This is a genomic window from Pseudomonas sp. FDAARGOS_761 (assembly GCF_013343155.1).
In the GTDB taxonomy this organism is placed as follows: Bacteria; Pseudomonadota; Gammaproteobacteria; order Pseudomonadales; family Pseudomonadaceae; genus Pseudomonas; species Pseudomonas aeruginosa.
This window is the reverse complement of the sequence record NZ_CP054572.1, coordinates 4,387,468-4,399,630: the sequence shown is the minus strand read 5'-3', so window position 1 is coordinate 4,399,630 and position 12,163 is coordinate 4,387,468. Positions and strand designations below refer to the sequence as shown.

The window sequence follows — 12,163 nt, the reverse complement described above, 5'->3', positions numbered from 1 at the left end:
GGCGCTCCGGGGCGGCGCGGGTCAGTCCTTGCGCCGCTTGAGCTGGTCCTTCAACTGGGTCGGCAACTGGCGGATGATCAGCATGTCGCGCTCTTCGTCGTATTCCACCTTGGAGCCCAGCAGGTGCGCCTCGAAGCTGATCGACAGGCCTTCGGCGCGGCCGGTGAAGCGGCGGAACTGGTTGAGGGTGCGCTTGTCCGCCGGGATTTCCGGCGACAGGCCGTAGTCCTTGTTACGGATGTAGTCGTAGAACGCCCGCGGTTGCTGGTCGTCCATCAGTTCCGAAAGCGCGTCGAGGGTCATCGGCTCGCCGATGCGCGCCTGCGAGGTGGCGTAGTCGACCAGCGTCTCGGTCTTCTCGCGGGCCTGTTCCTCGGCCATGTCCTCGCTTTCCACGAAATCGCTGAAGGCTTTCAGCAGGGTGCGCGTCTCGCTCGGCGAATCCACCCCTTCCTGGCAGCCGATGAAGTCGCGGAAATAGTCGGAGACCTTCTTCCCGCCCTTGCCCTTGATGAACGAGATGTACTGCTTCGACTGCTTGTTGTTGCGCCATTCGGAAATGTTGATCCGCGCGGCCAGGTGCAACTGGCCGAGGTCCAGGTGGCGCGACGGGGTGACCTCCAGCGACTCGTTCACCGCCACGCCTTCGCTGTGGTGCAGCAGGGCGATCGCCAGGTAGTCGGTCATGCCTTGCTGGTAGTGGGCGAACAGGACGTGGCCGCCGGTGGAGAGATTGGACTCCTCCATCAGCTTTTGCAGGTGCTCGACCGCTTCGCGGCTGAAGCCGACGAAGTCGCGGTCGCCCTCCAGGTACTCGCCGAGCCAGCCGCTGAACGGGTAGGCCCCGGACTCGCCCTGGAAGAAGCCCCAGGCCTTGTTCTTGGCGTTGTAGCTTTCGTTGAGGTCGGCCAGCAGGTTCTCGATGGCCTGGGAGTCGCCCAGCTCGGCGTCGCGCGCGTGGAGCACGGCCGGGGTGCCGTCGGGCTTCTTCTCGATCAGGTGGACGATGGCGTGATGGATCGGCATGTCAGGTTCGACCTTTCAGGTAATCGGCGGCGCCGCGCAGGTTTCCGCGATGCTGCGGGACACGCCGCTGGCGCGCCCGCGGATCGGCCAGTTTACCCGAGGTTGCCGGCTTCTGCCTGCGTCGCCTGGCGTTCCTGCAGACCGTGCAGGCGCTTGATCACGAAGTTCAGGTGCAGGTGCAGCTCGTACAGCTCGTGGTAGTAGGAGAGCGGCACCTCCACGGTGTTCAGCTCGCTCTCCAGTTTCTCCAGCCGCTCGATCTCGCTTCTCAGTTGCTCGGCGTCGGTGCCGCTGTCGAGCTTGCGGTCGATGTCGCGGATGTAGCGGTACCAGCGGTAGATGCGCGCGCGGATGCGCCAGCGATACAGCGGGCCGATGGACTTCATCAGCGGGATGAGGATGGCGATGAACGGGATCAGCAGGATGATGTAGCGGTCCGCCAGGGAGGCGATGCGGAACGGCAGGTAGCGCTGCAGCAGCGGCAGGCCGCTCTTGTAGTAGCGCTCGGCGTCCTCGTGCAGGCGCAGGGTGCGCGGCTCGGCGCTGGGGAAGGCGCCGGGCTTGTCGAGCAGGCTGCCGTCCTTCATCACCTCGCGCGCGGCTTCCAGTACCAGCGGGATCAACGCCGGGTGGAAGCGCTCGTTGATCACCAGGGTGGCCACCGGCGACAGGGTGCTGATGTTTCGTTCCGGCACGTTGCGCGGCAGGTTGAGCAGGCCTTCGCCGACCTCGACCCGCTTGAGGAACGGCAGGCGCGCCTCGTAGGCGGCGCTGCGGCGGAAGTTGACCAGGCGAAGCTGGTCGTTGTCGGCCAATTTCTGGATCGCCGGGTTCTCCGCCGGCCCGACGATGAACGCCGCGTCCAGCTTGCCGGCCAGCAGGTCGTCGACCACCGCGTTGCCGCCGCGGGCTTCCCAGGTGATCGGATAGTGTCCCGGGGCGATGTCGTTGGCCTGCAGGATCGCCTCGGTGGCGGCGCGGGTGCCGCTGCCGTCGCTGCCGATGGCCAGGCGCAGGTGCAGCAGGTCGCTGAGCTGGTCGATGTGCACGTTGCTGCGGTGGAACAGCCAGAGCGGCTCCTGGTAGACCGCGCCGAGGGTCTGCAACTGGCGCGCCTGCCCGGCTTCGAGCTGGCGCTCCTGGCCGCTCTGGACCAGGGCGATGTCGACCTCGCCGGTGCCGAGCAGGCGCTCCAGGTTGTCGCGCGAGCCGGCGCTGGGCACCAGCTTCAGTTCGAAGCCCTGCTCCTTGAGGTTTTCCCGGAGCTTGCCGGCGAACACGGCGTAGCCGCCGCCCTCGGCGCCGGTGGCCATGGTCGCGCTCATCGGCGGCGGCGGGGCGACGAAATAGAACACCGCGGCGACCAGGGCGGCGATCACCGGGATCAGCCAGAGGTTGGCGCGGATCAGGATGGCGAGGTCCTTGAGCAGGTGCTTGATGCGATTCATGAGCGGTCCTTGTGCTGCTCTCCAGAAGGGTATGACGGATGCGGGCGGGCGCACTCCTCAGCGTAGCCGAGGGTCACCGGCGGTCCGTGCGGAACTGCCGGCAGAGCACCCGGTGGCGATGCCGGAAGATGCGGGTGAGGAACCAGCGTACCAGCCCGGCGGCGAATAGCGGGCGTACGGTCAACTGGTCGACCAGCAGGCATTCCCCGGCCTCGCCCGGTGCCGGCAGGATGCGTCGCTCGTGGCGCCAGAGCCGCATGCCGGTCATCGGCGACTGTTCGATGAAGCCGCGGCCGGGCGTCAGCTCCAGCAGGGTCAGTTGCGAAGTGCCCAGCGGCAGCAAGCCGAACAGGCGCATGTGGCTGCGGAACAGCGGGCGCCGGGGCACCACCTCCAGGTCTTCGAGGCTGTGGATACCGGGCGGTACGCTCATGCTCAGCAACGGGCGTATCTCGCGGAGTATCCCGTCCACCGAGGTGATCCACCGCCAGAGCTGTTCGGGGCTGGCCTGCAGGCGCGATTCGAAATGCAGGCTGATATTCATCGCAGGCTCCTGCTAGGGTTGTGGGAGGACGCGCTGTCCATGGCGCCCGTGCCGTGCAAGCCTAAGCCAGACGAACCGAGACGTCGAACCGAAGGAGGACGCCATGCTGATCCGCGCCGCAACCTCGACCCTGCTGGTGGTCGATATCCAGGAACGCCTGCTGCCGGCCATCGACGACGGCCCGGCGCTGGTCGAGTACAGCCAGTGGTTGTTGCGCGTGGCCCGCGCACTGGGCGTGCCGGTGCTGGCCAGCGAGCAGTACAGCAAGGGCCTGGGGCCGACGGTGGCGCCCCTGCGCGATGAGCTGGACGCCACGCAGATCCTCGAGAAGCTGGACTTCTCGGCCGCCGCCGACGGCGCCCTGCTGCGCGCGCCCGGCGGCGACCGCCGGCAGTTCGTGGTTTGCGGCAGCGAGGCGCACGTCTGCGTGCTGCAGACCGTGCTCGACCTGCTTGGCCGTGGTCGCGAAGTGTTCGTCGTGGAGGAGGCGATCGGCTCGCGGCGGCCGAGCGACAAGGCGCTGGCCGTGGAGCGGATGCGCCAGGCCGGGGCGATGATCGTGTCGCGGGAGATGGTCGCCTTCGAATGGATGGAACGCGCCGGCAGCGACCGCTTCCGCGAGATCAGCCGCAACTTCATTCGCTGAGCGGCGGTTGCTCGGCCTGGTAGCGCCGGGCCTCCTCGCGCAGCCAGTCGGCGAAGGCCTGGTGGCGGTCGCTCGGCGGCTCGCGCTGCGGCCAGACCAGCCAGTAGGGATAGGGGTAGGGCACGCGGATGTCGCCCAGTTGCACCAGGCGGCCCTCGGCGAGGGCGCCGGCGACCAGGCTGCGACGCTCCAGGGCGATGCCCTGGCCCAGGCGCACGGCTTCCAGCAGCAGGTTCGAGTCGTTGATCAGCAGTCCGTGCTGCGGTTCCGCCACGCCGGCACGCTGGCACCAGAGTGCCCAGGATTCGGTGGAGCGCAGGGTAGGGCAGGCGACGATCTCGCTCGGCGTGCGCGGCAGGCGGCCGCCGTTGAAGTCGGGCGCGGCGACCATCAGCAACTCGTCGTCGAACAGGCGTTCCCGACCGACCCCTTCCCAGTCGCCCTTGCCGATGCGTACGCCGAGGTCGGCCAGGCCCTGGCGCAGGTTCTGCACGTCGAGACTGGCCACCAGCCGCACGCGACAGTGCGGATGGCGCTCGCGAAAGCGCGGCAGGCGCGGCAGCAGCCAGTTCAGGCCGAAGGACGGCATCACCGTGACCACCAGCTCGCCCTCCCGCGGACGCGCCCGCACCACCCGCGTGGCGTCGGCGATCTCGCCCAGAGAGGCGCGTACCTGCAGGGCGTAGAACCGGCCGTTCTCACTCAGGCGCAGGCCGCGCCCCTCGCGGACGAACAGGGCCAGGCCGAGGAGGTTTTCCAGCAGCTTGATCTGCTGGCTGATCGCCGAGTGGGTGACGTGCAGCTCGCTGGCGGCCTGGCTGATGCTGCCGAGCCGGGCGACCGCTTCGAAGCTGCGCAGCGCGGTGAGGGGAGGGAGGTCGCTCATGTAAGTTTTTCTAAAGGGTTCGCTGAATTTATCTCGATATTTTTCGCGTTGTGCAACGACTAGAGTGATTTTCCCAGGCGTCGCCCTCTTAGCGGCGCTTAATCATCGACAAAGGATGCCGCGATGCAACTGATCGGTATGCTGGATTCGCCTTTTGTGCGCCGGGTCGCCATCGCTCTGCGCCTGCTGGACCTGCCCTACGAGCACCGGCCGCTGTCGGTGTTCCGCAATTTCGAGGCGTTCAGCCTGTTCAACCCGATGGTCAAGGCGCCCACGCTGGTGCTGGACGATGGCACCGTGCTGATGGACTCCAGCCTGATCCTCGATTACCTGGAGTGCCTGGCCGGCCGCGAACGCAGTCTGCTGCCGCAACGGCCGCAGGCCCGTGCACGGGCGCTGAGTCTGATCGGTGCGGCGCTGGTGGCCTGCGAGAAATCCGTGCAGATCTACTACGAACTGAACCTGCGTCCCGAGGAGCGCCGCCACGGCCCCTGGCTGGAGCGGGTGGAGGGGCAGTTGCTGGCGGCCTACGACTGGCTGGAGGCAGCGCTGCGCCAGGAGCCGCTGGCACGCGACGGCGGCATCGAGCTGGTCGGGGTGACCGTCGCGGTGGCCTGGCGCTTCAGCCAACTGGTGGTCGCGGAGCGGGTCGCCGCCAGCGAATACCCGGAACTGGCAAGCTATTCGGATTATGCGGAGGGGTTGCCGGTGTTCCTCGAGACGCCGCCGGTCTGAGCCCGCGAGGGGCCAGGCTGGCGCCCCTCGAACGGCTCGTTTCCGCCTGCGCCAGGCCCCGGTTCGTCGGCTGGCCGCCCCGACCTGGGCGCTGCCGGTACCGGGCACATGCCGGGGCGGGCCGCGATCGGGGCCCGTTCCGCGCCGTGGCGTCAGCGGGCGAACGCCTGTGCGGGATCGACCGACGGCTCGACCACGATCGCGATTTTTCCCCGGATGCCATTGTCGCGACTCTCCAGGCGGGCGTGGGCGAGGGGGATGTCGGCAAGCGAATAGACGGCGCCGACATGCGGGCGCAACCGGCCGCGCTCGACCAGGGCGCTCAACTCGTCGAGCTTGCCGCGGTTCTGCCGGGTGAAGACGAAGTGATAGCTCGCGTTCCGGCCCCAGGCCTGGAGGAGGTTCTGCGGCTGGGCGAGGTCGACGATGCTGACCACGCGGCCGAGCTGCGCGAGCACCTCGGGGCTGCGCGACAGGGTGTCGCCGCCGATGCTGTCGAACACCACGTCGACGCCGCGGCCTCCGGTTTCCCGCAGGATGGCCTCGACGTAGTCCTGCTTCTGGTAGTCGATGAGCACATCGGCGCCCATCTGGCGGGCGAACTCGAAGTTGACCTCGCGCACTGTGGTGAAGACCCGGGCTCCCATGGCCTTCGCCAACTGGATCGCGACATGCCCGACGCCGCCGGCGCCGCCGTGCACCAGGATGCTTTCGCCGACCCTCAGCGCCGCGCGTGCGACCAGCGCTTCCCAGGCCGTGCCGCCGACCAGGCTGAGGCTCGCCGCCTCCAGGTGGCTCAGCGCGGCGGGCTTCCTGCCGATGATGCCTTCCGCTGCCAGGTGGTACTCGGCATAGCTGCCCTGGCCTTCGAAGATCTGCGGGGTGTACCAGACCTCGTCTCCCGGTGCGACGGCGGTCACTCCCGGCCCTACCGCTTCGACGACGCCGGACACGTCATGCCCGGTGATGGCCGGAAGCGCTACCAGGTCGGGGTAGTCGCCGCGACGGACCTGGTAGTCCAGCGGATTGATCGAGGTCGCATGGACCCGCACCAATACCTGTCCCGCCTGCGGCACCGGTTTGGGCACCTCGCGCAGCTCGAAGGATTCCGGACCGCCAAACGCCTTGAGTATCAACGCTTTCATTGCATATCCTCGTTTCGGTAAAAAGGGATATCGGGAATTTTCGATATATTGTGGCGTAGAAAGAACTACAGTTCCGCGCCGATCAGCTCGACGAGGGCACGGATATTCGCTTCGTTGCGCTTGTAGTAGGTCCATTGGCCGATCCGCCTGACTTCGACCAGGCCCGCCCGTTGCAGGATCGCCAGGTAATCGGACACGGTCGACTGCGACAGGCCGACGCCCTCCTGGATACTGCTGACGCAGACGCCCACGGTGTCGACGTCGCCCTCGTCCTGCGGAGGAAAGTTCTTCGCCGGGTCCTTCAGGCCTTTCAGGATTTCCAGGCGTGTCCGGTTCGACAGGGCTTTGAATGTTTCGAGCAGGTCCATGGCGGCGAGGATATCGGGAATTTCCGATTTGTCAATCCGGGACGACGGAGACCTGCCGTCGCTGTTGACCTCAAGTTGGGTTCAGGTCCTAGAGTGCCATCCGGCGTTCCCGCCGTTCCTCCCGATCAGCGCAGGCCCTGCGCTCGTTGGCGCCGGAAGGGCGCCGAGCGACGACCGCCCGTACTCTGCAAAGGACCCGGAATGGACACCCAGACTTCATTGATGATCTTCCAGCTCACCTGCTGCCTCGGCTTCGCCCTGTGGCTGAGCCTCGCCCTGATCAACAACCTGCAGGCCTTCGCCAGCTCGGTGGGGGCGATCGGCGTGACCATGTCGATGGCTCCCCTGGCCCAGCCGCCCGCGATCGACATGCCCTTGCTGGCGCGGGCGGTGCGCTCGCCGCTCATGCACCGCCTGGCCTTGTCGATCATCGTCGCGCTGCAGGTCGCTGCCGTCGTCACGGCCTGGGCCGGCTGTTACGAACTGCTGTTCGGCGCCGGCCTGGAGACGGCCCGGCCCTGGCTCAACCTGGCCCTGAGCGCGGCCCTCGGCTTCCTCTTCGGCATGCTGCTGGGCGGGCTCTGGTTCGGCTACTGGATCCGCCAGGAGGGATTGCAACTGACCCACCTGCTGCTGGTGGTCTGGGTGCTGGCGAACTTCTTCGTGCTCAACGTCCGCTGGAGCTGACGGGGACTGCCGGTACGAGGGAGCAGGGCGCGAGGACGGCGACGGTGGAGCGAGCCGGACGCCCGTCGATGGCGCGAAGTCGCATCTCGCTCCTGCCACCCGCTCCCTCGGCTCCCCTCTGTTCGCACGCGCTGCATGGGCTGACGCAGCTGGAACTGCCCCCAGGCAGTGGCAGCCGGCTGCCTCGAGGGCAGGTGCTCCGGCTGGCTCGGCATGGTCACTGGAGTTCAGCCCCGAGGTTCTTCGAGGAAAGCAGAACCTGCGGCATCGGCTCCTTTCGCCCGACTGGGCTCAGCGCAGCTCTTCGGCGGCGGCGACCAGTTGTTCGAGTTGATGGTGGATCTGGGCCCTGTCCAGCAACTGCAAGGGCTGGCGGTTCCAGAGCAGCCGTTCGCCGCTTTCGGGGTCGCGGCCCAGGATCGGCTTGCAAGGGTCCTGGCTGAACAGGTTCTGCTCGCTGGCCGTAGCGTCTCCTTGTCCTTCCAGGCGGGTGAACATCAACAGGTGATCGGTCGGATGTTCTGCCAGATGGCAGAGATGCGGGCCCACCTGCAGGCTGAGTACGCTCTCCTCGTCATTGGGCGTCGGGAGATCGAGAGCGAGAAAGAGCTGGTGGATGGCGGCGCGGTAGAGTGGATTCATGGCGTGTTCCGAGTTACTGGAGGCAGCCATTAGAGCAGTGCCAGCCCGGAGAAACTGTTAATCGGGGTTCTCTTTTTTTAGGTTTTGCCGCTGCCGATTCCAGTGGAAAAACGGCGGCCGATCCTGATAGGCGATGGGGTGTCCGTTTTTGGGCTCGGCAGCGGAGCCGGGTGGAGAGGCGTGCCGGCTATTCGCCCAGTGGTTCCAGGAGGGCTGCTGTCCAGCGCTCCTTGCGCCAGGCCCGGCGCTGCTTCTTGTCGAGGTAGGTCCAGGCGACGAAGCGGCTCTGCTTCTGTCCCTGCGCCATGTCCACCACGCGGATATCGCTGGCGCCCAGCGTCTTCAGGCGCTCCTGGAGGTTCGGCAGGTTGCTCGCCTTGGACACCAGGGTGGTGAACCAGAACACCTGCGTGGCGAACGCCCGGCTTTCCTCGGCCATGCCGGCCAGGAAGGCCGCTTCGCCGCCCTCGCAGTACAGCTCGGCGCCCTGGCCGCCAAAGTTCAGTAGCGGCAGGGTACGGGTCGGGTCGAGCTTGCCGAGGTTCTTCCACTTGCGCCGGCTGCCGCGCGTGGCTTCGTCCAGCGAGGCGTGGAAGGGCGGGTTGCAGAGGGTCATGTCGAAGCGCTCGTCGACGCCGATCAGGCCCTGGAATATCTGCCTGCGATCAGGCTGCCGGCGCAACTCGATGGCAGCGGCGAAGCGTGGGTTGGCGGCGAGGATCGCAGCGGCCGAGGCCAGCGATTGCGGGTCGATGTCGGCGCCGACGAAGCGCCAGCCGTATTCGTGGTGGCCGAGCAGCGGGTAGATGCAGTTGGCTCCGGTTCCGACGTCCAGCGCACGCAGGCCGGGACCGCGTGGAATCAGGCCATCGTGGCTGGCGCCGAGCAGGTCGGCCAGGTAGTGCAGGTAGTCGGCGCGACCGGGGATGGGTGGGCACAGGTAGCCATCGGGGATATCCCACTCGCGTACGTCGTAGAACTGTTGCAGCAGCGCGCGGTTGAAGGCCTTCACCGCCGCCGGATCGGCGAAGTCGATGCTCTGCCTGCCGTACGGATTGAGGATGACGAAGCGCTCCAGTTCCGGGCTACCAGCGATCAGGCGCGGGAAGTCGTAGCGTCCCAGATGGCGATTGCGCGGGTGCAGCGGGCTGGCGCTCTTGCGCTCGGCGTCGGGACGCGGGCTGGTCGGGCGGGGCATGTTCTCGGTTTCCGTGACGGCGAGGCGGGCATTATTCACATCCGCCGGAGGCTGGCCAGTGTTTCTGCCGAGCGGCGCGCTCCTGGCCCGGTCACAATGGAAACAGCCACGGAATCACCAGCACGCAGACGAACATCACCAGCAGGGTAAATGGCACGCCGATCCGGACGAAGTCGCCGAAGCGGTATTGGCCAGGGCCCAGCACCAGGGTGTTCACCGGCGAGGAAATCGGCGTCATGAAGGCTGCCGAGGCCGCCACCGCCACCACCATGGCGAAGGGGTAGGGCGAGGCGCCGATCTGGTTGGCGGTGGCGATGGCGATCGGCGCCATCAGCACCGCGGTAGCGGTGTTGGAGATGAACAGGCCGATGGCCGCGGTGAGCAGGAACAGGCTGGCCAGCAGCACGCGCGGGCCGGCGTCGCCGAGGGCGTCGACCAGCAGCGAGACCACCAGGTCGATACCGCCGGTCTTCTGCAGGGCCAGGGCGAAGGGCAGCATGCCGACGATCAGGACCAGGCTTTGCCAATGGATGGCGCGGTAGGCGCCGTCCATGTCGATGCAACGGAACAGGCCCATCAACAGGCAGCCGACCAGCGCCGCGACCACGTTGGGCACCACCCCGCTGACCATCAGCGCCACCATCACGGCCAGGCTGAGCAGGGCGTGCGGCGCCTTGCTCAGGGCCGGCGCCACCTCGTCGATCTCCGCCGGCAGGCTGAGCACCAGGAAATCGCGGTTGCGTCCCTGCAACTGGCGGATCGCCTTCCAGGCGCCGATCACCAGCAGGGTATCGCCCAGGCGCAGCTTCTCTTCCAGCATGCCGTCGGTGAGCGCTTCGTGGTCGCGACGCAGGCCGACCACGTTGAGCCCGTACTGCGAACGGAAGCCCAGCTCCAGGACGCTCTTGCCGAGCAGGGTGGAGTCCGGCGGCAGAGTCACCTCGGCCATGCCGACCTCCCGCGACTGGTCGATGAAGTAGCTGGCGCGGAACGGCAGGCGCACCAGGTTCAGCTCGGCGCAGCGCCGGTCCATGTCCTCCGGAGGGGCGAAGACGTCCAGCAGCAACACGTCGCCCGCCTTCAGCTCGGTGCTGCCGCCGACCTTGACCACCTCGCTGTGGAACTTGCGTACCCGCTCCAGGCCGACCACGTTGGCGCCCAGGCGGGTGCGCAGTTGCAGTTCTTCCAGGGTGCTGCCGATCAACGGCGAGCCGAGCTGGACCTGCAGGCGCCGTTCGCGGCCGGCCAGGCGATAGTCGCGGATCAGGTCGCGCAGGGTCCGCCGTGCCTTCGGCGCGCCGACTTCCGCCGGGCTGGCGGCGTTCAGCCAGTTGCGCGTGAGCAGCATGTAGGCCACGCCGATGGCGAGCACCATGAGGCCTATCGGGGTGAAGGCGAAGAAGCCGAAGCCGGCATGACCCTCGCGCGCCAGCTCGCTGTTGACCACCATGTTCGGTGGCGTGGCGACCAGGGTCATCATGCCGCTGATCAGTCCGGCGAAGGCCAGCGGCATCATCAGCCGGCCCGGAGGGATCTTCAGCTTGGCGGCGATGCTCAGGACCACCGGGATGAAGATCGCCACCACCCCGGTGGAACTCATCACCGAGCCCAACCCGGCCACCGCCAGCATCAGCAGTACCAGCAGGCGCGCTTCGCTGCTGCCGGCGCGGGCGATCAGCCAGTCGCCGACCTGGTAGGCCACCCCGGTACGCACCAGGCCTTCGCCGATCACGAACAGCGCGGCGATCAGTATCACGCTGGGATCGCTGAAGCCGGCCAGGGCTTCGTTGAGGGTAAGGGTTCCGCTGACGCTGAAGGCCATGATCACCAGTAGGGCGATCACGTCCAGGCGCAGGCGGTTGTGGATGAAGAGGGCGACGGTGGTGGCGAGCAGGCCGACCACCCAGAGCAGTTCGAGGTTCATGCGGGCATCTGAGCGGGAGGATGCCTGCGAGTGTGGCAGACGGACGCGGATCGCGCCTTGATCTGCTGCAGGTCGACTGCGCCTCCCCGCTTCGCCGCGGAGAGGCGCAGCGGCCCTGTCAGCCGAGGAGGAGGGCGTCGTCGGCGAGCTTCTCGCCGCGCACCTTCTCGAACATCGCCAGCAGGTCCGGTACGTCGAGGCCCTTGCGTTGCTCGCCGGAGACGTCCAGCACTACCTGGCCCTGGTGCAGCATCACCGTGCGCTCGCCCACGTCCAGCGCCTGGCGCATGCTGTGGGTGACCATCATGGTGGTGAGTTTCTTCTCGGCGACGATCCGTGCGGTGAGATGCAGGACGAAGTCGGCGGTGCGCGGGTCGAGCGCCGCGGTGTGTTCGTCGAGCAACAGGATGCGCGACGGCTGCAGCGCCGCCATCAGCAGGCTGACGGCCTGGCGCTGGCCGCCGGAGAGCAGGCCGATGCGGTCGCCGAGGCGGTTCTCCAGGCCGAGGCCGAGGGTCGCCAGGCTTTCCCGGAAACCGTCGCGCATCGATGCCTGCACCGCCCTGCCGAGGCCGCGACCGGTACCGCGACGCTGCGCCAGGGCCATGTTCTCCTCGATGGTGAGGTCCTCGCAGGTACCCGCCATGGGGTCCTGGAACACTCGCGCGACGCGGTTGGCGCGGGCCCAGACCGGCTTGCGGGTGACGTCTTCGTCGTCGATCAGGATCTGTCCGCTGTCGATCGGCAGGTCGCCGGATACCGCGTTGAGGAAGGTCGACTTGCCGGCGCCGTTGGAGCCGATCACGGTGACGAACTGGCCGGCTGGGATGTCCAGCGACAGGCCACGCAGGGCGCGGGTCTCGATGGGGGTGCCGGGGTTGAAGGTGATCTTCAGGTTCTTCGCGCTGAGCATG

The 12,163-nt window shown here is 67.5% G+C and carries 13 protein-coding genes; 3 read left to right on the top strand and 10 right to left on the bottom strand.

Going from position 1 to position 12,163, the window contains the following annotated elements; translation table 11 throughout:
- Window positions 1-21 precede the first annotated feature (21 nt).
- From yejK to FOC67_RS20430, 3 genes are all read right to left on the bottom strand, one after another.
- Window positions 22-1,026, bottom strand: coding sequence for a nucleoid-associated protein YejK (yejK, locus tag FOC67_RS20440; protein ID WP_003092908.1), 1,005 nt, complete (start codon window positions 1,024-1,026; stop codon window positions 22-24).
- A gap of 92 nt (window positions 1,027-1,118) precedes the next feature.
- Entirely contained in the window at window positions 1,119-2,474 is a 1,356-nt protein-coding gene (locus FOC67_RS20435; RefSeq protein ID WP_009313436.1) for a TAXI family TRAP transporter solute-binding subunit, read from the bottom strand.
- A 73-nt stretch (window positions 2,475-2,547) separates the two neighbouring features.
- Window positions 2,548-3,018, bottom strand: a complete 471-nt coding sequence (locus FOC67_RS20430) for a hypothetical protein (RefSeq protein ID WP_009313437.1) — start codon at window positions 3,016-3,018, stop codon at window positions 2,548-2,550.
- Window positions 3,019-3,121: 103 nt separating this feature from the next.
- On the opposite strand from FOC67_RS20430, the gene FOC67_RS20425 reads away from it, so the two are divergent.
- Window positions 3,122-3,664: a hydrolase gene (locus FOC67_RS20425; RefSeq protein WP_009313438.1), complete on the top strand. Its 543-nt coding sequence runs from the start codon at window positions 3,122-3,124 to the stop codon at window positions 3,662-3,664.
- Here FOC67_RS20425 and FOC67_RS20420 read toward each other — a convergent pair.
- A complete protein-coding gene (locus FOC67_RS20420; RefSeq protein ID WP_003100573.1) occupies window positions 3,654-4,550 on the bottom strand; it encodes a LysR substrate-binding domain-containing protein in 897 nt (298 codons plus the stop codon). The genes FOC67_RS20425 and FOC67_RS20420 overlap by 11 nt on opposite strands.
- 123 nt (window positions 4,551-4,673) lie before the next feature.
- Here FOC67_RS20420 and FOC67_RS20415 point away from each other — a divergent pair, with 123 nt between their 5' ends.
- Window positions 4,674-5,285 carry a glutathione S-transferase gene (locus tag FOC67_RS20415; protein WP_003118301.1) on the top strand — a complete coding sequence of 204 codons (612 nt, stop codon included), beginning with the start codon at window positions 4,674-4,676 and terminating at the stop codon, window positions 5,283-5,285.
- Window positions 5,286-5,437: 152 nt separating this feature from the next.
- Here the strand turns inward: FOC67_RS20415 and FOC67_RS20410 are convergent, their stop codons facing one another.
- Window positions 5,438-6,430: a zinc-dependent alcohol dehydrogenase family protein gene (locus FOC67_RS20410; RefSeq protein ID WP_009313439.1), complete on the bottom strand. Its 993-nt coding sequence runs from the start codon at window positions 6,428-6,430 to the stop codon at window positions 5,438-5,440.
- A 65-nt stretch (window positions 6,431-6,495) separates the two neighbouring features.
- On the bottom strand, window positions 6,496-6,798 hold the full coding sequence (locus tag FOC67_RS20405; protein WP_003092893.1) for a helix-turn-helix transcriptional regulator: 303 nt from the start codon (window positions 6,796-6,798) through the stop codon (window positions 6,496-6,498).
- Window positions 6,799-6,999: 201 nt separating this feature from the next.
- Between FOC67_RS20405 and FOC67_RS20400 the strand changes: the two genes are divergently transcribed.
- Entirely contained in the window at window positions 7,000-7,485 is a 486-nt protein-coding gene (locus tag FOC67_RS20400) for a DUF2165 family protein (protein WP_009313440.1), read from the top strand.
- 291 nt (window positions 7,486-7,776) lie between these two features.
- Here the strand turns inward: FOC67_RS20400 and FOC67_RS20395 are convergent, their stop codons facing one another.
- The 4 genes from FOC67_RS20395 to FOC67_RS20380 all read right to left on the bottom strand — a co-directional run bounded on the left by FOC67_RS20395 (window position 7,777) and on the right by FOC67_RS20380 (window position 12,162).
- Window positions 7,777-8,127: a CesT family type III secretion system chaperone gene (locus tag FOC67_RS20395; RefSeq protein ID WP_003111148.1), complete on the bottom strand. Its 351-nt coding sequence runs from the start codon at window positions 8,125-8,127 to the stop codon at window positions 7,777-7,779.
- A gap of 187 nt (window positions 8,128-8,314) precedes the next feature.
- Window positions 8,315-9,325 carry a 23S rRNA (adenine(1618)-N(6))-methyltransferase RlmF gene (gene rlmF / locus FOC67_RS20390; RefSeq protein ID WP_009313441.1) on the bottom strand — a complete coding sequence of 337 codons (1,011 nt, stop codon included), beginning with the start codon at window positions 9,323-9,325 and terminating at the stop codon, window positions 8,315-8,317.
- A 91-nt stretch (window positions 9,326-9,416) separates the two neighbouring features.
- Entirely contained in the window at window positions 9,417-11,249 is a 1,833-nt protein-coding gene (locus FOC67_RS20385; RefSeq protein ID WP_003092885.1) for an SLC13 family permease, read from the bottom strand.
- Between the two features lie 118 nt (window positions 11,250-11,367).
- Window positions 11,368-12,162, bottom strand: coding sequence for an ABC transporter ATP-binding protein (locus tag FOC67_RS20380; protein WP_003159390.1), 795 nt, complete (start codon window positions 12,160-12,162; stop codon window positions 11,368-11,370).
- Window position 12,163: the final 1 nt, after the last annotated feature.

Excerpts from the sequence above, each read along its gene's own strand:
- yejK (WP_003092908.1), bottom strand. The coding sequence starts at position 1,026 with ATGCCGATCCATCACGCCATCGTCCACCTGATCGAGAAGAAGCCCGAC.
- FOC67_RS20435 (WP_009313436.1), bottom strand. The coding sequence starts at position 2,474 with ATGAATCGCATCAAGCACCTGCTCAAGGACCTCGCCATCCTGATCCGC.
- FOC67_RS20430 (WP_009313437.1), bottom strand. The coding sequence starts at position 3,018 with ATGAATATCAGCCTGCATTTCGAATCGCGCCTGCAGGCCAGCCCCGAA.
- FOC67_RS20425 (WP_009313438.1), top strand. The coding sequence starts at position 3,122 with ATGCTGATCCGCGCCGCAACCTCGACCCTGCTGGTGGTCGATATCCAG.
- FOC67_RS20420 (WP_003100573.1), bottom strand. The coding sequence starts at position 4,550 with ATGAGCGACCTCCCTCCCCTCACCGCGCTGCGCAGCTTCGAAGCGGTC.
- FOC67_RS20415 (WP_003118301.1), top strand. The coding sequence starts at position 4,674 with ATGCAACTGATCGGTATGCTGGATTCGCCTTTTGTGCGCCGGGTCGCC.
- FOC67_RS20410 (WP_009313439.1), bottom strand. The coding sequence starts at position 6,430 with ATGAAAGCGTTGATACTCAAGGCGTTTGGCGGTCCGGAATCCTTCGAG.
- FOC67_RS20405 (WP_003092893.1), bottom strand. The coding sequence starts at position 6,798 with ATGGACCTGCTCGAAACATTCAAAGCCCTGTCGAACCGGACACGCCTG.
- FOC67_RS20400 (WP_009313440.1), top strand. The coding sequence starts at position 7,000 with ATGGACACCCAGACTTCATTGATGATCTTCCAGCTCACCTGCTGCCTC.
- FOC67_RS20395 (WP_003111148.1), bottom strand. The coding sequence starts at position 8,127 with ATGAATCCACTCTACCGCGCCGCCATCCACCAGCTCTTTCTCGCTCTC.
- rlmF (WP_009313441.1), bottom strand. The coding sequence starts at position 9,325 with ATGCCCCGCCCGACCAGCCCGCGTCCCGACGCCGAGCGCAAGAGCGCC.
- FOC67_RS20385 (WP_003092885.1), bottom strand. The coding sequence starts at position 11,249 with ATGAACCTCGAACTGCTCTGGGTGGTCGGCCTGCTCGCCACCACCGTC.
- FOC67_RS20380 (WP_003159390.1), bottom strand. The coding sequence starts at position 12,162 with ATGCTCAGCGCGAAGAACCTGAAGATCACCTTCAACCCCGGCACCCCC.